The organism is Stenotrophomonas sp. STEN029 (genome assembly GCF_056760015.1).
This window is the reverse complement of the sequence record NZ_JBRREC010000001.1, coordinates 97,109-119,772: the sequence shown is the minus strand read 5'-3', so window position 1 is coordinate 119,772 and position 22,664 is coordinate 97,109. Positions and strand designations below refer to the sequence as shown.

At 64.4% G+C, this 22,664-nt stretch carries 25 protein-coding genes; 15 read left to right on the top strand and 10 right to left on the bottom strand.

What is annotated here, in order from left to right:
• Positions 1-2: 2 nt before the first annotated feature.
• The 6 genes from ACVOLI_RS00530 to ACVOLI_RS00505 all read right to left on the bottom strand — a co-directional run bounded on the left by ACVOLI_RS00530 (position 3) and on the right by ACVOLI_RS00505 (position 6,793).
• Entirely contained in the window at positions 3-1,535 is a 1,533-nt protein-coding gene (locus tag ACVOLI_RS00530) for a glucoamylase family protein (RefSeq protein WP_481533077.1), read from the bottom strand.
• A gap of 199 nt (positions 1,536-1,734) precedes the next feature.
• Complete coding sequence (locus ACVOLI_RS00525) at positions 1,735-4,695, bottom strand: TonB-dependent receptor (protein WP_481533073.1); 2,961 nt, start codon at positions 4,693-4,695, stop codon at positions 1,735-1,737.
• 75 nt (positions 4,696-4,770) lie between these two features.
• The gene (locus ACVOLI_RS00520) at positions 4,771-5,790 is read right to left on the bottom strand and encodes a LacI family DNA-binding transcriptional regulator (RefSeq protein ID WP_481533072.1); all 1,020 of its coding nucleotides are present in this window, start codon (positions 5,788-5,790) and stop codon (positions 4,771-4,773) included.
• A 144-nt stretch (positions 5,791-5,934) separates the two neighbouring features.
• Entirely contained in the window at positions 5,935-6,213 is a 279-nt protein-coding gene (locus tag ACVOLI_RS00515) for a BolA family protein (RefSeq protein WP_481533071.1), read from the bottom strand.
• Positions 6,210-6,509 carry a YciI family protein gene (locus ACVOLI_RS00510; protein ID WP_481533070.1) on the bottom strand — a complete coding sequence of 100 codons (300 nt, stop codon included), beginning with the start codon at positions 6,507-6,509 and terminating at the stop codon, positions 6,210-6,212. The genes ACVOLI_RS00515 and ACVOLI_RS00510 overlap by 4 nt, the downstream gene beginning before the upstream one ends.
• An 80-nt stretch (positions 6,510-6,589) precedes the next feature.
• A complete protein-coding gene (locus ACVOLI_RS00505) occupies positions 6,590-6,793 on the bottom strand; it encodes a hypothetical protein (protein WP_282270220.1) in 204 nt (67 codons plus the stop codon).
• A 67-nt stretch (positions 6,794-6,860) separates the two neighbouring features.
• Here ACVOLI_RS00505 and ACVOLI_RS00500 point away from each other — a divergent pair, with 67 nt between their 5' ends.
• The 5 genes from ACVOLI_RS00500 to ACVOLI_RS00480 all read left to right on the top strand — a co-directional run bounded on the left by ACVOLI_RS00500 (position 6,861) and on the right by ACVOLI_RS00480 (position 11,395).
• Positions 6,861-7,757: a segregation and condensation protein A gene (locus tag ACVOLI_RS00500; RefSeq protein ID WP_282270218.1), complete on the top strand. Its 897-nt coding sequence runs from the start codon at positions 6,861-6,863 to the stop codon at positions 7,755-7,757.
• Positions 7,758-7,773: 16 nt separating this feature from the next.
• Positions 7,774-8,625 (top strand): SMC-Scp complex subunit ScpB, encoded by an 852-nt coding sequence (gene scpB / locus ACVOLI_RS00495; RefSeq protein ID WP_481533069.1) that lies wholly within the window; start codon positions 7,774-7,776, stop codon positions 8,623-8,625.
• Positions 8,618-10,234: a pseudouridine synthase gene (locus tag ACVOLI_RS00490; RefSeq protein ID WP_481533068.1), complete on the top strand. Its 1,617-nt coding sequence runs from the start codon at positions 8,618-8,620 to the stop codon at positions 10,232-10,234. The genes scpB and ACVOLI_RS00490 overlap by 8 nt, the downstream gene beginning before the upstream one ends.
• 177 nt (positions 10,235-10,411) lie before the next feature.
• Positions 10,412-10,756 carry a type II toxin-antitoxin system Phd/YefM family antitoxin gene (locus tag ACVOLI_RS00485; protein WP_481533067.1) on the top strand — a complete coding sequence of 115 codons (345 nt, stop codon included), beginning with the start codon at positions 10,412-10,414 and terminating at the stop codon, positions 10,754-10,756.
• A 3-nt stretch (positions 10,757-10,759) separates the two neighbouring features.
• A complete protein-coding gene (locus ACVOLI_RS00480) occupies positions 10,760-11,395 on the top strand; it encodes an ATPase (protein WP_481533066.1) in 636 nt (211 codons plus the stop codon).
• A gap of 150 nt (positions 11,396-11,545) precedes the next feature.
• Here ACVOLI_RS00480 and ACVOLI_RS00475 read toward each other — a convergent pair whose 3' ends face one another.
• The 4 genes from ACVOLI_RS00475 to ACVOLI_RS00460 all read right to left on the bottom strand — a co-directional run bounded on the left by ACVOLI_RS00475 (position 11,546) and on the right by ACVOLI_RS00460 (position 14,364).
• A complete protein-coding gene (locus ACVOLI_RS00475) occupies positions 11,546-11,977 on the bottom strand; it encodes a peptidase associated/transthyretin-like domain-containing protein (protein WP_481533065.1) in 432 nt (143 codons plus the stop codon).
• A gap of 91 nt (positions 11,978-12,068) precedes the next feature.
• The gene (locus ACVOLI_RS00470) at positions 12,069-12,884 is read right to left on the bottom strand and encodes an amidohydrolase (protein WP_481533076.1); all 816 of its coding nucleotides are present in this window, start codon (positions 12,882-12,884) and stop codon (positions 12,069-12,071) included.
• A 5-nt stretch (positions 12,885-12,889) separates the two neighbouring features.
• Positions 12,890-13,201: a hypothetical protein gene (locus ACVOLI_RS00465; RefSeq protein ID WP_481533064.1), complete on the bottom strand. Its 312-nt coding sequence runs from the start codon at positions 13,199-13,201 to the stop codon at positions 12,890-12,892.
• A gap of 14 nt (positions 13,202-13,215) precedes the next feature.
• Entirely contained in the window at positions 13,216-14,364 is a 1,149-nt protein-coding gene (locus tag ACVOLI_RS00460; RefSeq protein ID WP_282273094.1) for a pyridoxal phosphate-dependent aminotransferase, read from the bottom strand.
• A gap of 171 nt (positions 14,365-14,535) precedes the next feature.
• Here ACVOLI_RS00460 and ccmA point away from each other — a divergent pair, with 171 nt between their 5' ends.
• The 10 genes from ccmA to ACVOLI_RS00410 all read left to right on the top strand — a co-directional run bounded on the left by ccmA (position 14,536) and on the right by ACVOLI_RS00410 (position 22,413).
• On the top strand, positions 14,536-15,195 hold the full coding sequence (gene ccmA / locus ACVOLI_RS00455) for a heme ABC exporter ATP-binding protein CcmA (protein WP_481533063.1): 660 nt from the start codon (positions 14,536-14,538) through the stop codon (positions 15,193-15,195).
• Positions 15,192-15,887 carry a heme exporter protein CcmB gene (gene ccmB / locus ACVOLI_RS00450; protein ID WP_296253208.1) on the top strand — a complete coding sequence of 232 codons (696 nt, stop codon included), beginning with the start codon at positions 15,192-15,194 and terminating at the stop codon, positions 15,885-15,887. The genes ccmA and ccmB overlap by 4 nt, the downstream gene beginning before the upstream one ends.
• A gap of 99 nt (positions 15,888-15,986) precedes the next feature.
• Positions 15,987-16,619, top strand: coding sequence for a TetR/AcrR family transcriptional regulator (locus ACVOLI_RS00445; protein WP_296253207.1), 633 nt, complete (start codon positions 15,987-15,989; stop codon positions 16,617-16,619).
• A gap of 378 nt (positions 16,620-16,997) precedes the next feature.
• Positions 16,998-17,750 carry a heme ABC transporter permease CcmC gene (gene ccmC, locus ACVOLI_RS00440; protein ID WP_481533062.1) on the top strand — a complete coding sequence of 251 codons (753 nt, stop codon included), beginning with the start codon at positions 16,998-17,000 and terminating at the stop codon, positions 17,748-17,750.
• Positions 17,747-17,920, top strand: a complete 174-nt coding sequence (gene ccmD, locus ACVOLI_RS00435) for a heme exporter protein CcmD (RefSeq protein WP_296253203.1) — start codon at positions 17,747-17,749, stop codon at positions 17,918-17,920. The genes ccmC and ccmD overlap by 4 nt, the downstream gene beginning before the upstream one ends.
• Positions 17,917-18,384: a cytochrome c maturation protein CcmE gene (ccmE, locus tag ACVOLI_RS00430; RefSeq protein WP_296253201.1), complete on the top strand. Its 468-nt coding sequence runs from the start codon at positions 17,917-17,919 to the stop codon at positions 18,382-18,384. Before ccmD ends, ccmE begins: the two co-directional genes overlap by 4 nt.
• Positions 18,385-20,319: a heme lyase CcmF/NrfE family subunit gene (locus tag ACVOLI_RS00425; RefSeq protein WP_481533061.1), complete on the top strand. Its 1,935-nt coding sequence runs from the start codon at positions 18,385-18,387 to the stop codon at positions 20,317-20,319.
• Positions 20,316-20,942, top strand: a complete 627-nt coding sequence (locus ACVOLI_RS00420) for a DsbE family thiol:disulfide interchange protein (RefSeq protein WP_296251480.1) — start codon at positions 20,316-20,318, stop codon at positions 20,940-20,942. The genes ACVOLI_RS00425 and ACVOLI_RS00420 overlap by 4 nt, the downstream gene beginning before the upstream one ends.
• Positions 20,939-21,391: a cytochrome c-type biogenesis protein gene (locus ACVOLI_RS00415; protein ID WP_481533060.1), complete on the top strand. Its 453-nt coding sequence runs from the start codon at positions 20,939-20,941 to the stop codon at positions 21,389-21,391. Before ACVOLI_RS00420 ends, ACVOLI_RS00415 begins: the two co-directional genes overlap by 4 nt.
• A complete protein-coding gene (locus tag ACVOLI_RS00410; RefSeq protein WP_481533059.1) occupies positions 21,385-22,413 on the top strand; it encodes a tetratricopeptide repeat protein in 1,029 nt (342 codons plus the stop codon). The genes ACVOLI_RS00415 and ACVOLI_RS00410 overlap by 7 nt, the downstream gene beginning before the upstream one ends.
• Positions 22,414-22,664: the final 251 nt, after the last annotated feature.

Here is a 22,664-nt window from a genome sequence, read left to right as displayed (position 1 = left end):
CATCACTGTTTCTTGGCCGCAGGCGCTGCCGGCTGCTCACTGGCTGCCTTCTGCCCGGCCGCTGCCGCAGCGCGCGACTCGGCAATCCCTGCGGCCCGCGCCGATGCTGCCTGTTCGTCCTTCTGCAGTGGCTGGAAGCTGTCTTCCGGTGCCAACCAACCGCCAGTGAACCCGGCCCGCTCCAAACCCTTGCGGATGTAGGGATTCTTTTTCATTACTTCCCACACGAACTCATCGCGGTAGTTGGCGATGCCGGCGAGGATCGGGCCCTGATCGATTGCGATGTAGTCGCTGGCCACCCAGCCGCGCTCCGGAATCAGACGCCCGGTCTTGAGCGGAATGTCGTAGCCGAAGCTGGGGTTGAAGGAATCCAGGAAGCCATAGCTGGAGTACAGGTAGTCGCCGTAGCGCTTGTGCATTTCCACCGTTGCCGGGATCACCACTTCCGGCGCGAACGGCAACGAGGAGATCGCCGCCGATGGCACGATGGTGCCGTCGTCGAAGTTCTCGCGCAGGCCGGCGCCGCGCGCCGAGTAGTGGCGGAACTGGCGCTGCTCACCCTTGTAATCCTGGGTGGTGTTCTGCGGGCCGTCGCCTGCGGTCAAACCCCAGACATTGGCGCTGTAATCCTTCCACTGCATCGGGTTCTCAATCGCATACTCGCGCTGGGCCAGGGTAGCGCGACGGCTGTTGAGGAAATAGTCGATGCCACGCTCGCGCATGTACGGGTCCTGGATATCGCGGAAGTCGATCCAGACATGGCTGTACTGGTGGCCGAACAAGGGCCCGAACGACAGGTATTCCTGCCCTTGGTACACACCCCAATCGTTGTCATAGGTACGCGTCCACACCGTCCACGCATCGGGCTCGACCGGATGCGTCGGCGACCCCAGGGCCAGGATGTAGAGCATCATCGCTTCGTTGTAGCCCATCCAATCGTGCTGGATGAAGCCGCTCTCCGGGAACCAGCCCATCGAGACCAGCGGCTTGTTGCGTTGCAGCCACTGCCAGTCCGTGCGCTTGTAGATCGTGTCGGCAATCTGCCGGATCTCCTTCTCGCGCGGATCGTCCTGGTCGTAGTAACTCTGGGCAAACAGCACGCCCATCAGCAACAGCGCCGTATCCACGCTGGAGAGTTCCACCCAGCTGTCATAGCGACGGCCCTGCTGCATGTCGAGGAAGTGGTAGTAAAAGCCCTTGTAAGCACCCTTGCCGGTGCGCTGCGGACCGCTGGGCAGGTCGCGGAAGAACTTCAGCGTGACCAGGGTGCGCTCCACCGCCTGGTTGCGGCTGACCCAGCCGTTCTCGATGCCGATCGGATACGACGTCAGCGCGAAACCCACCGAAGCGATGCTGGCGAACGGCCGCGACGGATAACGATCAGGCGTCAGCCCGTTCTGTTCGTTGGTCGTATCCCAGAAGAACTGGAAGGTGCGGCTCTCGATGTCGTCGAACAGCGGTGGCAGTTCCGGCTTCATCGGCCGCGGCGGCAGGTCCGCCTCGATCAGGATCACCTGCGGCAATACCTTCGGCATCGGCGGCTCCGGCGCCTTGCCACAGCCTCCCAACAACGCCAGCCCCATACCGGCGAGAACACAGGCCAACAATTGCGAGGTACGTGACTTGCTCAAGGCGACATCCATCTTGAAAACATAGCACCACATTCACGTGGCGAAGGCGTACTGCATATGGGAAACGTCCCCGCCGAACGTGCATCGGCCGGGACGGTGCCGCTTACCAGTCCAGACCGAACGACAGCTTGAAGGTACGGGTGGTGTACTGGTCCCAACTATTGATGGCGCCGGTGTCCCAGTTGATGCCGTAGCCGCCCCAATTGGTCCAGTTGAAGGCATTGAGCACGTCGGCGCGCACCTTCAGCTTCAGGTCGGTGCCGGTATCCCAGGTCTTGGTCAACGACATGTCGAACTGCTTGAAGCCCAAGCTGCCGCTCGGCTCCCAGCTGTGCGGGCGCTCGTAGCCGCCGTAGGCAGCGGTTCCGTCGATGTCCCAGCGTTTGATCTTGCTGGCCAGGGTCAGCTTGCCGGACGCACTCATGCCCCACGGCAGATCGGTGAAGCCGCTGACAACCAGGCGATGCTTCGGTGCCCAGGCGCCGTCGAACCAGCCACCCTGCTGGAAGTACCAGCCGTAGACTGGATCCTTTTCGTGGATGTTCTGCTTGGCGTCGGTATAGGTGTAGGCAAGGTTGATGTTCCACGGACTTTCAGCCGTATACGGCTTGTCCAGGCTCAGCAGCAATGCGGTGTTCTTCGATTCGAAACCGTTGGTCGCCACGATCAGCGAACCAAGCCCCGGCAGGCCCGGCGCATTCCACGGGCTGCCGTTGGGGGCGAAAACACCACCATCGGCATAGCGGTTGCCACGCGAGATCAGCAAGCCATCCTTGTAACGGGTGTGCTGGAGGGTGGCCGAGCTGTTCCACTCCTGGCCGATCAGGTTGAAGCTGCTGCGGATGCCCAGGCTGAACTGGTCGGAGTACGGGGTCTTCAACTTGTTGTCGAACATCCACACTTCGCGACCGGCCTCGGTCGAATCGATCAGCGACATCAGGTAGTCGCGATCAAGCAGCTGCGGGCTCCATTCCAGGCAGTCGCCGCCAACCACGCAGGCGTGGCCCGGCGAATTGATCTTGAAGCGACGGGTCGGGAAGGTCGCCTTGCTGCGTTCCAGCTGCAGGTAGTCGAACAGGTTGCGGTCATAGGAACGACCAACGCCGCCGAACAGCACCAAGCGTTCATCACCACTCAGGTCATAGGAGAAACCAAGACGCGGCTGGATGGCATTCTTGAACGGCTTGCGGTTGTTGCCGGTGCTGATGTAGCGGTTGACGTCGATGCCGCCCAGCGCCAGCGTCTGCGCATAGGTCTGCCCGGCCGCGGCATTGGGGTCCTGGCTGGCCAGCGACGCCAGCACATCCGGCGCGGTGGCGAAGTCCAGGTACGACGGGGTCTTCTCGTAGTCCCAGCGCAGACCCAGGTTCAAGGTCAGCCGATCAGTGACATCCCAGTCATCCTGGATGTAGATGCCGAACTGCTTGTTCTTGGAGGTGACAGAACCGCCATCAGTGCCGCCCGCCGGGCTGCCGAAGCGCACGAAGTACGGAACGACGCCGCCCTGGTTGATGTCGTAATAGAACTGCGGGTTGTAGGGCTGCTGCTCGATGGTGTCGAGATCAACCTGCTTGTATTTCACGCCGAACTTCAGCGTATGCCCTTCCCAACCGAAGAAGGTGGTGTCGTTCTGGAACGACCAACCCTTCTGTCCCTTGTCCTGCAGGCCACCGTCACCCGCACCGATGCGGTAGATCTGCTTGCCATCATCACCACTGCCATCGGTCAGCACGGCGCCATTGCCGAAGTTCACCGGCGCCTTGGTCCAGAACGCCTTTTCGTAGGTCAGGTGCGAATCGCTGAGCCAGTTGGTGCTGGAGTACTGCCAGCGCAGGTCGTAACGATCTTCGGTCACACCGGTATCGGTGCCGTAGCTGCTTGCGCTCTGCCCGCCAACATTGCCGATCTCGCTTTCCTCACGGCGCTTGTAGGTGAACTCGAGCAGGTTGGCATCATTCACCGACCAGTCCAACTTGCCGAAGTACAGGTCTTCCTTGAACGGCGTTGCGGTAGCACCGAGCTGGTCACGCCAGGCCTGCGGCAGATCGCTGGCCGTGCGACCTTCGCCCGGCTTCAGGTCCTGCGGCGCGTTATATTCCTTGCCTTCATAGGTGACGAAGAAGTGTGCCTTGTCCTGCACGATGGGGCCGCCGAAGCTGGCGCCGTACTGCTTCTCACCGGAACGGGTCTTGCCGACGCCGTTCTTCTCGCTTTCACGCGGTTCGCGCCAATCCTGGTTGGTGTAATCCCAGAAGAACGAGCCCTTGAACTCATTGGTGCCGGACTTGGTCACCGCCGTCACCGCGGCCGAGCTGATCTGGTCGTACTCGGCCTTGTAGTTCGAGGTGATGACCTTGTACTCGCCGATGGCCAACTGCGGGAACGGATTGCCGCGGCTGGCATCCTGGCCGGTGATGCCGCCCTGGGTGACGTAGTTCTTCTGGCCCACGCCATCGATGTAGACGTTGACGTTGTTGGCGCTCTGCACGCCGCCACGCAGTTTGGTCGAGCCGTTGGCCGGATTCTGCTCGAACGCCATGCCCGGCACGGTATCGGCGAATGCCAGGAAGTTACGCGTGCCCTGCGGCAGCGCCTGGATCTGCTGCGGCGTGATGTAGGTGGCGATTTCCGAGGTCTTGGTCTCGATCGGCGCCTGCGCGGTGACCTGCACCGCGTCCAGCGTGGTTGCCGAGCCACCGCCGGTTTCAGCCACACCACCAACGCCCAGGTTCACTGTCGCGGTCTGGCCGACCTGCACGGTGATGTTCTGGCTGCTGGTCTTGCCGCCGGCATTGACGTCGATCTTGTAGGTGCCCGGCGGCAAGCCAGCCAACGAATAGCTGCCATTGACGCTGCTCTGCACGCTGCGGCTCAAACCAGTGGCGGTATTGGTGGCGGTGATCTGCGCCTGCGCGGCGGGGGCCGAGTCAGCCATCACCTGGCCGCGGATGGTCGCACTGGTGCTCTGCGCGAATGCGGGTGTTACGCCCAGCAGCAGGCATGCAGTCAGCGCGCTGCTGAGCAGCTTGCGTGTGGGGGTGGATTTCCGAGCATTGTTGTTCATTCTTTACCTCTCCCGAAGCGGCGGCATGGGCCGCGAGGAACGTTTTGTGGGGAACCATCCCGGTCTATCGCCGGGTCAAGGGAGGTCGCGCGCGGCAGTAGAGTCGCGTACGACCAAGGTTGGGACCAGGGTTACGGCCGGCGCTGCCTGCGCCTGCCCGCTGTCGATCATCTGCACCAACTGCAGCATCGCCCGCTCGCCCAACTCGGCGATGCTGACCTGCATCGTTGTCAAAGCAGGGTGAACAAAGCGCGCCAAGGGAATGTCATCAAAGCCGGCCAGCGCCACTTGCGCAGGCACTTTCATGCCCGCCTGCGAGAACGCGTACAGGCACCCCAGGGCCATCATGTCGTTGGCGGCAAACACCGCATCAGGAAGTGCAGCGCCTGCCAACAATGCCAATCCGGCCTGATGACCGGAGGCTTCATCGAAATTGCCAGGCAGCTCGATAGCTTCCACCTCGCCATCGAACGCCGCCATCGCCTCACGGAAACCGAGCAGGCGCTGCTGCGCATCATGGTTGTGCGCCGGCCCGCAGATGAAGGCGATGCGGCGATGCCCGCCTTCAAGCAGATGTCGGGTCATGCTCAGCGCACCGGCATGGTCATCGATGCTGAAGAGCGGGTACTGCGCATTGGCCAACGGCGTGTTGATCAAGACCGTTGGCAACGCTGGCGGCAGGTTGTCGACCAGGAAATCGGAGTCACCTGCGTAAGGCGAAAGGACCAGCAAGCCGTCAACGCGCCCGCGCATGGCCTGCAGCACCGAACCTTGCTGTTGCTGGTCGCCGTGATAGCTGGACACCAACAGGTGCCGGCGATGGGCGCTGGCCACACCGTCGATGCCGCGCATCAGCTCGGAAAAAAACTCACCGTACAGGTCGGGAAGTACCACACCGACTGTCTGGGTACTGCGGCTGCTCAGGCTGCGGGCCGCAGCGTGCGGGGTGTAGCGCAGCCGGCTGGCCACTTCCAGCACCAGCTTGCGGACCGGCGCGGCGACATTGTCATGGCCATTGAGGGCACGTGACACGGTTGCGACGGAGACATTCGCCTCACGGGCAACATCCTTGATCGTTATTGCCGACTTCGCCACTGGCCTACCCACCGCAGTACAGGGTCGGGCGGACTGTAAACGTTTTCAAACGCATTTGTAAACAGTTCGTTAGCTGAACTTGGCCCGCCTGGACAACATCTGTCCCGACCACTTCCACGGGAACCCTGCAATGACCCATTCCCTTCAGCCAGCCCCGCCCAGCTCCTGCGGCGTCAACGCCTTGATCGACAACGCGTGGATATCCGTCTCCATCATCTCGCCGAGTGCGGCATACACCGCACGATGCCTGGCGAGCGGCGCCTTGCCGGCGAAGGCCTCACTGACCACCATGACCTTGAAATGACCACGTCCATCGCTGGCCCCGGCATGGCCGGCATGACGGTGGCTATCGTCCTTCACTTCCAGCTGCAGCGGCGCAAAAGCGGCCTGCAGGGCCGCCTGGATCCGCTCGACCCGGCTCATGGCAGCACCTTGCGGAATGGACGCACGTCCACACGGGTGTAGACATCAGCAGCCACATACGGGTCGGCATCGGCCCAGGCCCTTGCGGCGGAAAGGTCTTCAAAACTGGCGATCACCACGCTGCCACTGAAACCAGCCGGACCCGGGTCTTCCGCGTCAATTGCAGGACAGGGACCGGCCAAAAGCAGTCGCCCCTGGTCAAGCAATGTCTGCAACCGCGCCAGGTGTGCCGCCCGCGCCTGCAACCGCGCCGCCAGCACATCCTCTCCGTCATAGCCCTCGATTACGTACCACACTGGCCTTTCTCCGCTTGTCTGCTGAATGGAAGGATGCCAAGTCTAGCGTCACAAGGCTGGACACCGCCCTGCCCGGGCGATTACTCTTTAGTCCATTGCACGCAGTCGGCCAGTAGCCGCCCGGTGCGGTAGTGGGTCAGGCCCGCCACCCAACCACTGGAGCGCATCACTTCCCGGACCGCGTAGACGACCTCCTCGTAATGACGTTGCCGCTGATCCTGCGGCGCGCCTTGTTGTTCATGTGTGGAAGCGCGCCAAACAAGCGCGAGTAGCTCGTAATACATGGGCTGGAATGCTCCCGGGCGGGAACCTGGGGCGCGTCCGGTTCGCAATACCCCGAATGTCGACCTGATGACTTCCGAACTCGCGCACGACGCGAACCCGCCAGCGCAGCATCCCTTACCGCAGCAGCAGGAAATGCCGCTGGCGATGGTGCATGGCCAACCGGTACTGCAGATCCCACAGGATCTGTACATTCCACCGGATGCACTGGAAGTCATTCTCGACGCCTTCGAGGGCCCGCTGGATCTACTGCTTTACCTGATCCGCCGGCAGAACCTGGACATCCTGGATATCCCGGTCGCCGAGATCACCAAGCAGTACGTGGAATACATCAATGTCATGCAGGAGCTGCGCTTCGAACTGGCGGCCGAATACCTGGTGATGGCGGCGATTCTTGCTGAAGTGAAGTCGCGCATGTTGTTGCCGCGCCCACCCAGCATCGAAGGCGAAGAAGCAGATCCACGCGCCGAACTGGTGCGCCGTCTGCAGGAGTACGAACGCTTCAAGCAGGCCGCCGAGGATATCGACAGCCTGCCCCGGCAGGACCGCGACACCAGCCTGGCGCACGCCTTCGTGCCAGAGCGTGTACTGGTCAAGACTCCGCCGCCGGTGGAATTGAAGGAAATGCTGCTGGCGCTGCATGACGTACTCAAGCGCGCCGAGCTGTTCAGCGGCCACGCGATCAAGCGCGAGGCGCTGAGTGTGCGGCAGCGCATGGGTGACGTGCTCGGCCTGCTGGAAGGCGACAAGTTCTACCGTTTTGAAAGTCTGTTCACCGCCGAAGAAGGCAAGCTCGGCGTCCTGGTCACCTTCCTTGCAGTACTGGAGTTGGCCAAGGAGCAACTGCTCGACATCGTGCAGGAAGCCCCGCTCGCCCCGATTTATGTGAAGTCCCTGGCCACTGGCAACACCAACGCACCGCTGCAGTTCTCCAGCGAGTTCGATGACGCTGACACTCCCGCCTGAGCAACCGACCCAACGCATGGATCAACCGCTGATCAACCGCATTGTCGAAGGCGCCCTGCTTGCTTCCAGCCAGCCGGTCACCTTGGCGCAACTGCAGGGGCTGTTTCCCGAAGATGAGCCGGCACCGCCGGGCAGCATCGAACGGGCATTGGAACTGCTGCGCGAAGGCTGCGCGGGCCGCGGCGTGGAACTGACGGAGGTGGCCTCTGGCTACCGCTACCAGATCACCAGCGAAGTGCACGGCTGGGTGTCGCGGCTATGGACCGAACGCAAGACCCGTTACACCCGTGCCACGCTGGAAACCCTGGCCTTGATCGCCTACCGGCAGCCCATCACCCGCGGCGAGATTGAACAGGTACGCGGCGTGGCAGTGAGCAGCAACATCATCCAGGCCCTGGAAGAGCGCGAGTGGATCCGGGTCATCGGCCACCGTGACGTGCCTGGCAAGCCCGCCTTGTTCGGCACCACCAAGGGCTTCCTGGACTACTTCGGGCTCAAGCGCCTGGACGAACTTCCGCCACTGTCCGAACTGCGCGACATCGGCGAGCTGGAACCGCAACTACCGCTGGATGGCGACGGCCAACCAGCTGCCCCGCTTGCCGCTGGTGCCGCCTCGCCGCAAGGCCTGGATGCCGCCAACGACAGCGACCCCACACCCGCAGCTACGCCAGGATCCCCGGATTCGAACGCAGCTGCATCCAACACCGCCTTCACCGGCGAACCCGACGCCGCGCCGGGAGAGCGCGCGGCGGAAGTGGAAAAAACTGAAAACAACGCCGTCGCGACGACGACCGTGGCTGTTGATGTAGCCGATTCCGAACCACAGGCCGACGCGGAAAACGCCGGCCGGAGCCAAACAGATGAGTGACACCCCGCGTAAATCTTCGTTGAACAAGCTCTCGCTCAAGCGCGAAGCCGACACCGACCAACAGCCCAAGCTCGAAGAGCGCCTGCACAAGGTCCTGGCCCAGGCCGGCCTCGGCTCGCGCCGTGCGCTGGAACAGCGCATCGCCGATGGCCTGGTCAAGGTCAACGGCGAAGTCGCCAAAACCGGCATGTCGATCAAGAGCGGCGACAAGATCGACCTCGACGGTCGCAGCTTCGTCGCCAGCGCGCTGACCGACCCGTCGCGCGTGCTGATCTACAACAAGCCCGAGGGCGAAGTCACCACCCGTGACGATCCCGAAGGCCGCCCAACCGTATTCGAAGCGCTGCCGCCGTTGAAGGGCGCACGCTGGATCGCCATCGGCCGCCTCGACATCAACACCACCGGCTTGCTGCTGGCTACCACCGACGGTGAACTCGCCAACGCGATGATGCACCCGTCGTTCGAGGTAGAGCGCGAGTACGTGGTACGTGTGCGTGCGCCGGAAGGCGAAGAGAAGGTCTCCGACGAAATCGTCGAACGCCTTGGCCGCGGCGTGCTGCTGGAAGACGGCGGCGCCAAGTTCGACGAGGTCGAGCGCATTGGCGGCACCGATTCACACGACTGGTTCCGCGTGGTCGTCAAGGAAGGCCGCAACCGTGAAGTGCGCCGCCTGTGGGAATCGCAGGGCTGCCAGGTCAGCCGCCTGAAGCGCACCCGCTACGGCAAGATCGAGCTGCCGCGCGACCTGATGCGCGGCAAGTCGGTGGAACTGACCACCCAGCAGGTCGACGCACTGCGCGCCCAGCTGAAGCTGGAAGAAGGCACCCCGTCGGCACTGACCCTGCAGCCGGTGATCGGCCAGCGCAAGGCGGTCAAGACCACCCTGCGCGTGTCGCGCGATGGCGGCCGCGGCAATGCCTACGTCAACGGCCACAACACTGCCGATGAAGGCCGCGAACTGCGTCGCTTCGACAACGTGCGCGAAGACCGCGGCGGCCGTGGCCGTGGCAACAGCGGCGGCTACAAGGGCGGCCTGACGGTCAGCGGCGAAGCCGCAGCCAAGCAGTCGCAGAAGCCGTTCAAGCAGCGCAAGCCCGCAGGCGACCGCAGCCTGCCGGACGGCAACCCGGCCGCGTTCCGCACCTGGTACGTGCCGGACGGTGTCAGCACCGGCCCGAGCGGCCACCGCAATGCAGGTCCGGGCGCAGCGCGCGGCGCGGGCGGCAATCGTGGTCCGGGCCGTGGTCCGGCCGCCGATGGCCAGGCCCGTCCCTACGGCAAGCCGCGTCCGGGCGGCGCCCCGGGTGCCAGCCGTGGCGGCCCCGGCCAGGGTCGCCCGCAGGGCGCAGGCCAGGGCCAGCGCAAGCATCCGTACGGTCACCCGGGCAATGCCCCGAGCTTCCCCTCCGATCACGCCACCCCGAGCTACAGCCCCTACGGCGCACGCCCGGCCGGCGGCCGTCCGAGTGGTGGCAACCGTGGCCCAGGCGGCCCGGGTGGTCGTCCCTCTGGCGGTCCGCGTCCGGGCGGCAACCGTCCCGGTGGCGCAGGCCGCCCGGGTGGCGGCGGCCGTCCTGGCGGCGGCAACCGCGGTCCGCGCGGCGCCTGATCCACAACGCAGCTGACGCGCCTCACCGCGCAACGCCGCAAGCAAACGCCCGGTGCAACTTGCACCGGGCGTCTGCGTTTCAGGCCCGCAAACGAACGGTCAATGAACGCGCCCTGGCAAAAATACCCAAAATGGGAAATTTGGTATATTTTGCGAACACACAGCCCGGAAACCGCCATGGACCTGTCACTGAACCTGCTGGATCTGGAAAAGACGCCCGCCAGTGACGTCAAAGCCAAAGGCTGGCCTGATCTGATGCGCAAAGTCGCCAAACGCGGAGCCGTGGTGGTTACCAACCACAACCATCCGCAAGCGGTGGTGGTCTCTGCCGAGGAATACCAGCGGCTGGTCGCGCAGGCGTCCGGCGCGTCGACGGCAGCGCAGCGCGCGCAGTCACTCCAGCAACTGCAGGCCGAGTTCGATGCCCATCTTGCCGTACTCGATGACGGCACGGCCTTGAGCAGGGCCCTGGGCCGCCCTGGCCGCCGCGGCTTGAAGATCACCCCGGGCCAGTCGCGCTGATCGATGGCGCGCATCCTGGTACTGGCCGGCGTCAATGGTGCCGGCAAAAGCTCCCTGCTGGGCATGATGCTGGCGCATGATGGCGCCACCTGGTTCAACCCCGACGCCTTCACCCGGCAACTGGTGGAACGGGATTGGCCGTTGGCAGAAGCCAACGCAGCCGCATGGCAGGAAGGCACCCGCCGCCTGCGCGAGGCAATGCAGTCCAATCGTGACTACGCTTTCGAAACCACGCTCGGCGCCAACACCATTCCCAAGCTGTTGCACGAAGCCTGCAAACAGCATGAGGTATCGGTTTGGTTCTGCGGCCTGGAAAGCATCGAACTGCACCTGCAACGCGTGGCCCAACGCGTTGCAGCCGGCGGCCACGATATTCCCGAAGACAAGATCCGCCAACGCTACGACAGCTCGCGCCTCAACCTGATCGAGCTATTGCCGCACCTGACGACGCTGCACGTGTATGACAACAGCCGTCCGCCCGATCACGACGGTCTGGTCGAGCCGCTGCTTGTGCTGGAAATGGACAAGGGGCGGATTCTCTGCCCGGTCAGCCAGGGCGAGTTTGCACAGGTGCCGGAGTGGGCCAAGCCGGTGGTGTGGGCGGCACTCAAGGCTTTCCCCGTTGCAGCTGAAGAATGAAACCCAAAACAGGGCATTGGGCCAGCCCATTGCTTCGGCCCTGGGCACTGCTTCCAAGCTCTCCCTTCTCCCGTACGCGGGAGAAGGTATCCCGCAGCGGCGGCTGGGGGCGAGCGTCCTCCAACCGCCCTGGCGTTCATCGCCTGGGCCTCAGCGGCGTTCGATCACGAACTTTCCGAAGCCGATGCCCAGACTCCAGCCACGACCGGTACCCGCCAGCGCCAGCGAAATATCGCCCTTGGTCATCGCCTGCGCATCGGTCGCCCGTGAGGCACTGGCATGCACCTCGGCCGCCGCATAGGTGCCCAGCAAGTCATTGAGCGCATAAGCACCGGTAAACCTGCCGCGACCGTCAGTGATGGTGGTGCGGCCCACCGTCAGGCCACCGCCTTTGGCGGTGATCTTTACCGGAATGCTTGCACCATTTTCACAGGTGATCGTGCCAGTGCCGCTGGAAGTCTTGTAGAACGCCGACCAACCACTCAGGTTGTAGCGCAGCTCGCAGTCGATATTGCCCGCAGCCTGCGCCGCCGGGGCAAGGCCCAACGCCAGCACTGCAGCCATCGCCATCATCTTCTTCATCGCGCATCCTCTGCTTGATTGAACCGGCATCGAGCCTGACAGCCCCCCTGCGCCTTGCAAAGAGCCTGCAGACCCGACGCGCGGCCGGCGTTCAGCGAAGCACTACCGGCCCGCCCAAGGTAAACGCATCGGCATCCAGCATTGCCGGGAAGCGCTCGCGATGCGCCGCCAACGCCTGCGCCGAGATGGTGGTGGTGACCACCTGCTCGCGCTCGCGGATCTCCAGCTGCGGCTGGCCGAGGAAATCGATCACCGCGCTGTCGCCGGAATAATGCAGGCCATTGCCGTCCACGCCAATGCGGTTCACCACTGCCACGTAGCAGAGGTTTTCAATCGCCCGTGCACGCGCCAGGGTCTGCCACGCATAGGCACGCGCCGACGGCCAGTTGGCGACGAAGATCTGCAGGTCGAAATCCATCCGCCCTGCCCGCTCCACATCAAACCGGTTGCGGCAGAACACCGGGAAACGCAGGTCGTAGCAGATCTGCGGATTGATCCGCCAACCCTTCCACTCCACGCATAGCCGTTCGTTGCCGGCCGCATAACGCTTGTGCTCGCCGCCAAAACGGAACAGGTGGCGCTTGTCGTAGTAGTGCAACTCGCCTTCGGGCGTGGCCCACAGCAGACGGTTGTAGACGCAGCCATCCACCCGCAGCTGCACGCTACCGGTCACTACCGCGCCCAACGCGCGGGCCTGTTCGGCGATCCATGCAACGGTCGGGCCGTCCATGTCTTCAGCCTGGTCAATCGCGTCGTTGGAAAAACCACTGGTGAAGGTCTCCGGCAGGATCACCAGATCGGTGTTGCCCGCCAGCGGCGCCAGCAGCGCACCGTAATAGTCGCGGTTACCCGCCGGGTCGTGCCAGCGGGTGTCACCCTGCACCAGGGAAATACGCAGGTCCTGCATTGTCGTCATCGTCCTGAAAGCCATGAAGAAAGAACAGCGCTGGTCGCCACGGCCGCGCCCAGTACCGGCACCCACCACTGCAACCGCGCGATCCAACGATTGACCGGCTGGCACCGCTCGACATCATCAAGCAACGCCAGATACGCACGGGTATAGCGACCAAAACTGCCACGAAACGCCAAGCGCCCCTCATCCACCGATACGCCACGCGCCTGCAAGCCGGGTTGAACCACGGAAAGGAACAGATAGCCCTTCACCACACCCGCAAGCAGGAACGTGCAGAACGCCACGAGGAAAACGAACAAACCGGTATCCATGGTGGTTTCGAATATCAGAGCGCGCGCAGGCGCTCGATGGCCGCATCCAGCGTCGCATCGTTCTTGGCGAAGCACAGCCGCACCAGACGCTGGCCAGCCGGCGGGGTTTCGTAGAACGGCGACAACGGGATCGCGGTAACGCCCTTCTCGATGGTCAGCCAGCGCACGAACTCATGGTCCGGCAGGTCGCTGATCGCCGAATAGTCCACCAACTGGAAGTAACCGCCCGGCACCGGCAGCGGCTTCAAACGCGTACCCAGCAACTGCTCGCGGAAGCGGTCGCGCTTGGCCTGGTAGAACGCGCCCAGCTCCAGGTGATGCTCGGGCTCGTCACGAATCATCGCGGCAAAACCGTACTGCGCCGGGCTGTAGGTGGTGAAGGTGTTGTACTGGTGGACCTTGCGGAACTCGGCGGTCATTGCCGGCGGCGCGATGGCGTAGCCGATCTTCCAGCCGGTGCAGTGATAGGTCTTGCCGAAGCTCGAGATCACGAACGCACGCTCACGCAGCTCGGGGTAGCGCAGTGCCGACTCATGGCGGGCACCGTCATAGATGATGTGCTCGTACACTTCATCGGAGATCAGGTAAATGTCGGTGCCGCGCAGCACGTCTGCCAGCGCCTGCATGTCGTCGGCAGTCAACATCGCGCCAGATGGGTTGTGCGGCGTATTCACCATCAACATGCGCGTCTTCGGGGTGATGGCCGCGCGTACACGGTCCCAATCCACCGCGAAGGTCTGCGGGTCGAGCGGCACGTGCACAGCGCGCGCGCCGGCCAGGTCGATCGCCGGCTCATAGCAGTCATAAGCAGGGTCCAGCACGATGACTTCCTCACCGGCACGCACCACGGCATGGATGGCATTGAAGATCGCCTCGGTGCCGCCGGAGGTGACGGTGATCTCGCTGTCCGGATCAACCTGTGCGCCATAGCAATCCAGCGCCTTCTGCGCGATCGCCTGGCGCAACGGCGCCACGCCGGTCATCGGCGCGTACTGGTTCAAGCCCTCGCGCATGGCCTTCGCGGTTTCGTCGATCAAACGCTGCGGGGCGGAAAAGTCCGGAAAGCCCTGGCCAAGATTGACCGCGCCATGTTCGGCGGCCAGCTGCGACATCACGGTAAAAATGGTGGTGCCCACCTTGGGCAACTTGGTCTGCGGATGCATGGGTACGTACACGCCGGGGGAGAAAACCCCGAGTGTACGCAAAGCTGGCACGCCAGGCTTCCCAAACCATGCCCTCAGGCCCCGGGACAACACCCTGGCAGCGCTATACTGCGCGGCCCGATGCGCCGCCCTGCCTGCGCCACCTCTCCAAGGACGGAAGCGCCCGATCCGATGATTGACACCACGAACACCCTGCCGCTGCTCGATGCCCGCGGCCTGCGCTTCACCCGCAATGACGATCCGGTATTCGGGCCGCTGGACCTGCACGTGGATGCGGGCGAAGCGCTGTTGGTGCAGGGAAGCAATGGCGCCGGCAAGACCACCTTGCTGCGCGTGCTGGCCGGACTGCTGCGCCCGGACGAAGGCAGGATCGAGATCGACGGCCGTCCCGCCAACAGTACCGACCGCTCCCGCTATATCGCTTACCTGAGCCACCTCACCGCGCTCAAGCAGGACCTCGGTTGCCTGGAGAACCTGCACTTCCTGTGCGGACTGCAAGGCCGCCGTGCGCGGCAGATGCCGGGCAATGCCCTGGCAATCGTCGGCCTTGCCGGCTACGAGGACACCCTGGTCCGGCAACTGTCGGCCGGCCAGAAAAAACGCCTGTCGCTGGCCCGTATCTGGTTGTCACCGGCGCCGATCTGGCTGCTGGACGAGCCCTACGCCAACCTCGACCTGGATGGCATCAACCTGGTCAACCGGATGATCTCCGCGCATCTGCGCGGCGGCGGCGGTGCGCTGGTGACCACCCACGGTGCCTACGCGGCACCACCGGTCCGCAATCGCACGCTTACCTTGGGCAACGCAGCAGCACCGGAGGACGCAGCATGAGCCTGCCCGGTCCACAACCAACGCTGTTCTCTGCCGCGCGTGCCCTGTTGGCCCGCGACCTGAAGCTGCTGTGGCGTCGCCGCGGCGATGCTGCGCAACCGATCCTGTTCGCCTTGCTGGTGGTAGCGCTGTTCGCGCTGGCACTGGGCGGCGAACCCCGGTTGCTGCAGAGCGTTGCCTCGGCGGTGCTGTGGCTGTCGATTTTGCTGGCCGGCCTGCTGTCGCTGGATACCTTGTTCCGCAGCGACGCCGAGGATGGTTCGCTGGAGCAATGGCTGTTGTCGCCGGTACCGCTGGCCTGGCTGGTCGCCGTGCGGGTCTTCTCGCATTGGTTGACCACCGCCTTCCCGCTGGTCCTGGTCAGCCCCTTGCTGGCCGAACTGATGCACCTGCCGCGCGAGCAGCTGCCGGTGCTGCTTGCCGCGCTGGCGCTGGGTACCCCCCTGCTGAGCCTGCTCGGGGCGGTGGTAGCCGCATTGACCGTGGGCATGCGCCGCGCCGGCATCCTGCTGGCGCTGCTGGTGCTGCCGCTATACGTCCCGGTACTGGTGTTCGGTGCAGGCGCGGTGGCGGCAGCGGCACAGGGTTTTGATCCCGGTGGTGCGCTGCTGATGCTGGCGGCCGGTTTGCTGGTCAGCGCAGTGCTCGCCCCTCTGACCGCGGCAGCGGCAATCCGCATCGCCAACTCCTGAGCCCAAAACAGCGCTATTCTTGACGTTGACTTCACAAATCAAACCAAGCACATGGCTGAGCGGCCCGACACGGAAGTTCCGAGCGTAGACAAGCCTACCTTGCCGCCCCGTCCCGTGGTCGAGCTGCAACGCCGCGGCGAACTGCGGGTGGAGAAGTTCCTGGCGGCCGCCACCGAGGTCTTCAACGAAAAGGGCTACCAGGCGGCACGCCTGTCCGACATCGTGAAGCGCGCCGGCGGTTCGATGGCCACCCTCTACCGCGCCTTCGGCGACAAGGAAGGCCTGATCCACGCCCTGATGGAGCAGAGCATCAACGACTTCGGCCGCAGCCTGGACACCTTGCTGCAATCGCCGCTGCCGCCCGCCGAGGCGCTGGAGGACGCCGCCAGCCAGATGGCCGAGGAAGTCCTCTCGCCCAGACGCCTTGCCTGCCATCGCGTGGTGATTTCCGAAGGCATGAACCAACCCGCGCTGCGTGATTGGTTCCATGCCCATGGCGTGGCGCCAATGGAAGTGTTGCTCAGCCAGTACTTCGCCCGCGAAACCGCAGCCGGTCGCATGTATATCGAAAACCCGGAACAAGCCGCGCATTTCTTTTACATGCTGGTGATCGGCGGCCTGGTCCTGCGCTCGGTCAATGGGCGCGTTGTCCTCAGTGACCTGCCCAAGGCACAACAACAGGCGCGAGACGCAGTCCGTCTGTTCATGGCCGGTGCGCTGCCGCGAAACTGATGCCAAGCCGGCTTCACTCGCGCCAGCAAACGACGCACCTGCAGCAATTGGAAGATGGGCGGGCGGGACTCGATCCTCACCCGCCCCTTTTGTGCAAAGCATCAAAACAGAATCGATACGGCATGCGTGAGCACCTTGAGCCGCATGACACGAGGCATGACCCTGCCGTGTAGATGCACCCACCTGCGACGCTGCTGATCAGCGGCGCGCCGCAGGCACCGGATCAGCCTGACGCACGTCGGCCACGACCCGCCGGTTTTCTGAATTTGCGGTATCTTGCGCTAGTCTGAAAACAGCAACGGTGGTGCAGCCCGCACCGCCCAGCCGGTCGGGCCGCTGATCGCGGCCCGGTCATCGTCTTCCTCAGCGAGCGAGCGGATGTTCAAAGGTTTAGTTGGTTGGTTTCACAAGCTGGGCTCACCGCCCTACTTCGACACCTTCGCCGCCCGTTGGTCCACCTGGTGCTATATCGCCGCGCTGCCTCTGTTCGGCTTCGGCCTCTGGCAGGCCTTGGCGGTGGTCCCGGCTGACTACCAGCAGGGCGACAGCTTCCGCATCCTGTATATCCACGTGCCATCGGCATGGATGAGCCTGTTCGTGTTCGGGCTGATGGCCCTCTACAGCGCAATCGCGCTGATCTGGCGGATCAAGCTCTGCGAGATCCTGGCCATGGCCTGCGCTCCCATCGGTGCAGCGTTCACCCTGATCACCCTGCTCACCGGCAGCATCTGGGGCAAGCCGATGTGGGGTACCTGGTGGGATTGGGACCCGCGCCTGACCACCGAACTGATCCTGTTGTTCATTTATCTGGGCGTGATGGGGCTGTACGGCGCCATCGATGATCGCCGCGCGGCCGCCCGCGCCGCCGGCCTGCTGGCCATCGTCGGCGTGGTGATGTTGCCGATCATCCGCTACTCGGTGGTGTGGTGGAACTCGCTGCACCAGGGCCAGACCATCCGCGTGTTCGGCGACTCCAGCATGGACAGCAGCATGATCCTGCCGCTGTGGATCATGGTGCTGGCTACCAAGTTCTGGTTCGTCGGATCGCTGCTGTCGCGCGCCCGCGCCGACAACCTGCGCCGCGAAATCGGCAAGGCCTGGCTGCGCGAACGGCTGGAGAAGTCGGCATGACCTATTTCAAATACGTGGCACTGGCCTACGCCGTGTTCTTCATCGTATTGGCCTGGGACTTCATCGTGCCACGCCTGCAGATCCGCCAGCAGTTGCGCGAGGCACGTGCGCGCATCACTCGTGCCAGCCGTGGCAGCGCAGCAGCCGTTGATGAGGAACTGAGCCGATGAGCCCCACCCAGCGCCGCCGCCTGTTGCTGGTGTTGCTGGTCCTGCTGGTTGCCGGCGCAGCGGTCGCCCTGGTCAGCACTGCCCTGCAGCGCAACATCGCCTATCTGTACACGCCCGCCGAGGTCAACGCCGGCCAGGTTGCCCCGGACGCACGTTTCCGGCTTGGCGGCATGGTGGCCAAAGGCTCGTTCAAACGCGAACCCGGTGCGCTGCTGGCGCGCTTCGAGGTCACCGACGGTGACGCGATGCTGCCCGTCACCTACGACCGCATCCTGCCCGACCTGTTCCGCGAAGGACAGGCGGTGGTCGCCACCGGGCGCATGGTCAACGGCGTATTCGTCGCCGAAGACGTGCTGGCCAAACACGACGAGACCTATATGCCCAAGGAGCTGGCCGACAAGATGGGTGTGGCGCACGACAAGCACCAGGTTCCGGCCACCACCCCAACGACGGAAACGCCCTGAGTGCTCGGTGAAATCGGACAGGTATTGCTGATCCTCGCCCTGCTGGCAGCCCTGCTGCAAAGCGTCCTGCCACTTGTCGGCGCCCAACGCGGCATCCCCGCACTCACCGCGATCGCCCGCCCGGCAGCGATGCTGCAGCTGAGCACGGTGCTGGCCGCCTTCGTGGTGCTGACGATTGCCTTCGTGCGCCAGGATTTCTCGCTGCGCTACGTCGCCGACAACTCCAACACCCTGCTGCCGATGATCTACCGCTATTCGGCGGTATGGGGAGCACACGAAGGCTCGCTGCTGATGTGGTCGCTGGTGCTGGCGCTGTGGACCGCCGCGGTGGCCGCGTTCTCGCGGCAGCTGCCACCCGAAGTGATGGCGCGTGTGCTGTCGGTGATGGGCATGATCAGCGTCGGCTTCCTCGCCTTCCTGCTGTTCACCTCCAATCCGTTCGCACGCCTGCTGCCAGCACCGGGTGAAGGCCACGACCTCAATCCGCTGCTGCAGGACCCCGGGCTGATCATCCACCCGCCCCTGCTCTATCTGGGCTACGTCGGTTTCGCGGTGCCGTTCGCCTTCGCCATCGCAGCATTGATCGACGGCCGCATCGACGTGCGTTGGCTGCGCTGGACCCGGCCGTGGACCAACGCGGCCTGGGGCTTCCTGACCATCGGCATCGCGCTGGGCAGCTGGTGGGCGTACTACGAGCTGGGTTGGGGCGGCTGGTGGTTCTGGGACCCGGTGGAGAACGCCAGCTTCATGCCATGGCTGGTTGGCGCGGCCCTGCTGCACTCGCAAGCGGCCACTGAAAAGCGCGGCGTGTTTGTCGGCTGGACCCTGCTGCTGGCGATTGCTGCGTTTGCGCTGTCCCTGCTCGGCACCTTCCTGGTGCGCTCGGGCGTGCTGACCAGCGTGCATTCGTTTGCCGCCGATCCCTCGCGCGGCCTGTTCATCCTCATTTTCCTCGGCATCGTGGTCGGCGGCTCGCTGCTGCTCTATGCACTACGTGCACCCGGCATGGGTGGCAACAGCAACGACCCGCGCCGCGCGTTCGCGCTCAACTCGCGCGAAAGCCTGCTGCTGGCCAACAACCTGCTGCTCAGCTGCGCCTGCGCGATGGTCCTGCTCGGCACCTTGTATCCGTTGTTGGCCGATGCGCTGGATCTGGGCAAGGTCTCGGTGGGACCACCGTACTTCGGCACCCTGTTCGTGCTGTTGATGGCACCGATGATCGTGCTGCTGCCATTCGGCCCCCTCAGCCGCTGGCAACGCGAGCAAGGCCTTCGCACCCTTGCGCTGCTCGCACCGTGGGCGGGATTGGCGGTCGTGCTGGGCATCATCGGCTGGTGGATGGCCCCGCAAGGCAAGTTCAAGACTGCAATGGGCATTGCCAGCGCCGCCTGGGTCGCTGGCGGCACCGGCTATTACCTGTGGATGCGTCTGCGCAAAAGTGGCCGGCCCAATGCCGAAACCTGGGGCATGCTGATCGCCCACTTCGGTGTGGCCGTGTTCCTGGTCGGCGCCTTGCTGGTGGAGGCGCTGCATGTGCAGCATGAAGTCGCGCTGGCACCCGGCAAATCCATCGACGCCGGCGGTTATACGCTGCTGTTCGAAGGCGTGGATGCCAGCGATGGACCGAACTATCACTCCGACCGCGGGCACCTGCAGGTATTGCGCGGCGACACGCTGATTACCCGCCTGCACCCGGAAAAGCGCATGTACGCCAGTGGCGGCCAACCGATGACCGAGGCCGGCATACACCGCACGCTGGGTGGCGATATCTATGTCGCACTGGGAGAATCACTGGGCGACGGCTCCTGGGCCGTGCGTGTACAGATCAAACCCTTTGTCCGCTGGATCTGGCTGGGCGCGGCGCTGATGGCGCTGGGCGGTTTCATCACCGCCGTCGACCGCCGCTTCCGCAGGCTGCCTGAGAAATCGAAATGAATAATCCTGCGCCCGAATCCAAAACCAAGCATCGCCTGCCGCCAGTCGCCATCGTGCTCGGTGCGTTGTTCTTCCTCGGCCTGATGGGCTTGATGCTGTACGGCGTCAGCCGCTCCGGCAAGCCCGACCGCGACAGCCTGCCGTCAGCGCTGATCGACAAACCGGCGCCCGCGTTTTCCTTGCCCGTGCTGCACGACCCCAGCGTGCATGTCACCGACAAGCAGCTGCGTGGTGCGCCCTATCTACTCAATGTCTGGGGCAGCTGGTGCCCGACCTGCCGCGATGAACACCCCATCCTCACCCGCTTCGCCGAAACCAAGCGCGTGCGCGTGATCGGCTACAACTGGAAGGACGAGCCCAGCGAAGCACTGCGCTGGCTGGAGCAGTTGGGCAACCCCTACATGGTGGTGCTGGCCGACCAGGAAGGCCGCGCCGCGCTGGATTGGGGCATCGCCGCCGCACCGGAAACCTTCCTGGTCGACGGCAGCGGCATCGTGCGCTGGAAGTACAGCGGCGCCATCACCCAGCAGGTCATGGATGAGCAGCTGATTCCGGCACTGGAGAAAGTCGAAGCCGCTGCCGGTGGCAAACACGGTGCGCCGGACCTCGGGGCCGCCCGATGAGAGCCTGGGCTGTGGTCCTGTTATGGCTGTGCCTGGCGTTCGCCGCCAGCGCGCAGCCAGCCGGCGACCCCAGCCCACTGCAATACCGCGACCGCGCCGAGGAAGTACGCTTCCACGCACTCACCGCCGAGCTGCGCTGCGTGCAATGCCAGAACCAATCGCTGGCCGATTCCAACGCGCAGATCGCCCACGATCTGCGCCGCGAAGTGCTCAAGCTGATGCACGAAGGCCGCAGCGATGCCGAGATCAAGCAATTCCTGGTCGACCGTTACGGCGAGTTCGTGCTGTACCGCCCGCAACTGGAGGCCAGCACCGCCCTGCTCTGGTTCGGTCCCGGCCTGTTGTTGCTGGCCGGCGCCGTGCTGTTGATCGTGCATGTACGGCGGCGTGGCCGCACCGTCCCTGTTGCCAGCAATGACGACGCCAGCCAGGAAGAACGCGAATGGTGAATACCGGGTTCATGGTAGGTGCTGCAGTGCTGGCGGTAGTGGCAACCGGCGTCACCTTGTGGCCACTGTGGCGCGCCGGCAAACGGCGGATCTGGGGCAGCCTGGTTGCGATGGCGATGGTCGCCACGCTGGGCCTGTACCAATTGTTGGGAACCCCGGCGGCGATGCAGCCGCAACCTGAAGCCGCCGCAGCGCCGCAGACCATCGAAGAAGGCATCGCCCAGCTGCAGGACGCCTTGAAGCAGAACCCCGAGCGCGTTGACGGCTGGGTACTGCTGGCCCGCTCGCAGCTGGAGATCGGCAAGGTCGCCGATGCCGCCACTGCCTACCAACGCGCCGTACAGCTGGCGCCGGACGAACCAGGCCTGCTGCTCGAAGCCGCACAGACCCGCGCCCAGGCCGATCCGAAATTCCTGTTCGACGATATCGCCCAGCAGTGGCTTGCCCGCGCCCGCCAGATCGCACCGGACAACGAGCGGGTAATCTGGCTCACCGGCATCGTGCAGCGCCAGCAAGGCCAGAACGACGCGGCCGCGCGGACCTGGGAAAGCCTGCTGCCAAGGCTGGAGCCTGCCGCCGCAAACGCGATGCAGGCGCAGATCGACATCGCCCGTGGCAAGGCACCGACCACCGCGCAGACTGACACAGCGGCAACAACAGCGGCTCCAGCAAGCGCTGCTGGTGATGGCATCGCCATAACGGTAACCCTGGCCCCGGCCTTGGCCGAACGCGCCGCCTCCGGCAAGGAAACCGTGTTCGTCATCGCCCGCATCCCCGGCGGCCCGCCAATGCCGGTCGCCGTCGAGCGCCACCCTGCACAGGCGGCGCCGCTGACCGTCACCCTCGACGATGGCGACAGCCCGATGCCCACGCAAAAGCTGTCGGCGCTGCAGGAAGTTGAGGTATTTGCCCGGCTGTCCGCCAGTGGCGATGCGATGCGCGGCGAAGGCGACGTCGAGTCGGTACCGGTCAAGGTCAAACTGCCAACTGACAAGCCCTTGGCGATCATGCTGGGTCAATGACCCAACCGGCTTCTTTGTAGGAGCGGCGTAAGCCGCGAAGCAAGCACATCCCGCAGACGGCAGAGATGCCATGTGCTTCAGCAACGTCAGCTTCGCGGCTTACGCCGCTCCTACAAACAGCCCACTCTGGCCGGTATCTACATCACAGCGGCCAACCGTGGCCGTTCACGTACCGCGGGAACCACCACCAGATCACTGCCTCCCGGATGCGCTTCGCGTCCGCCAGCAATACCCAGATAACCACTGGTTAT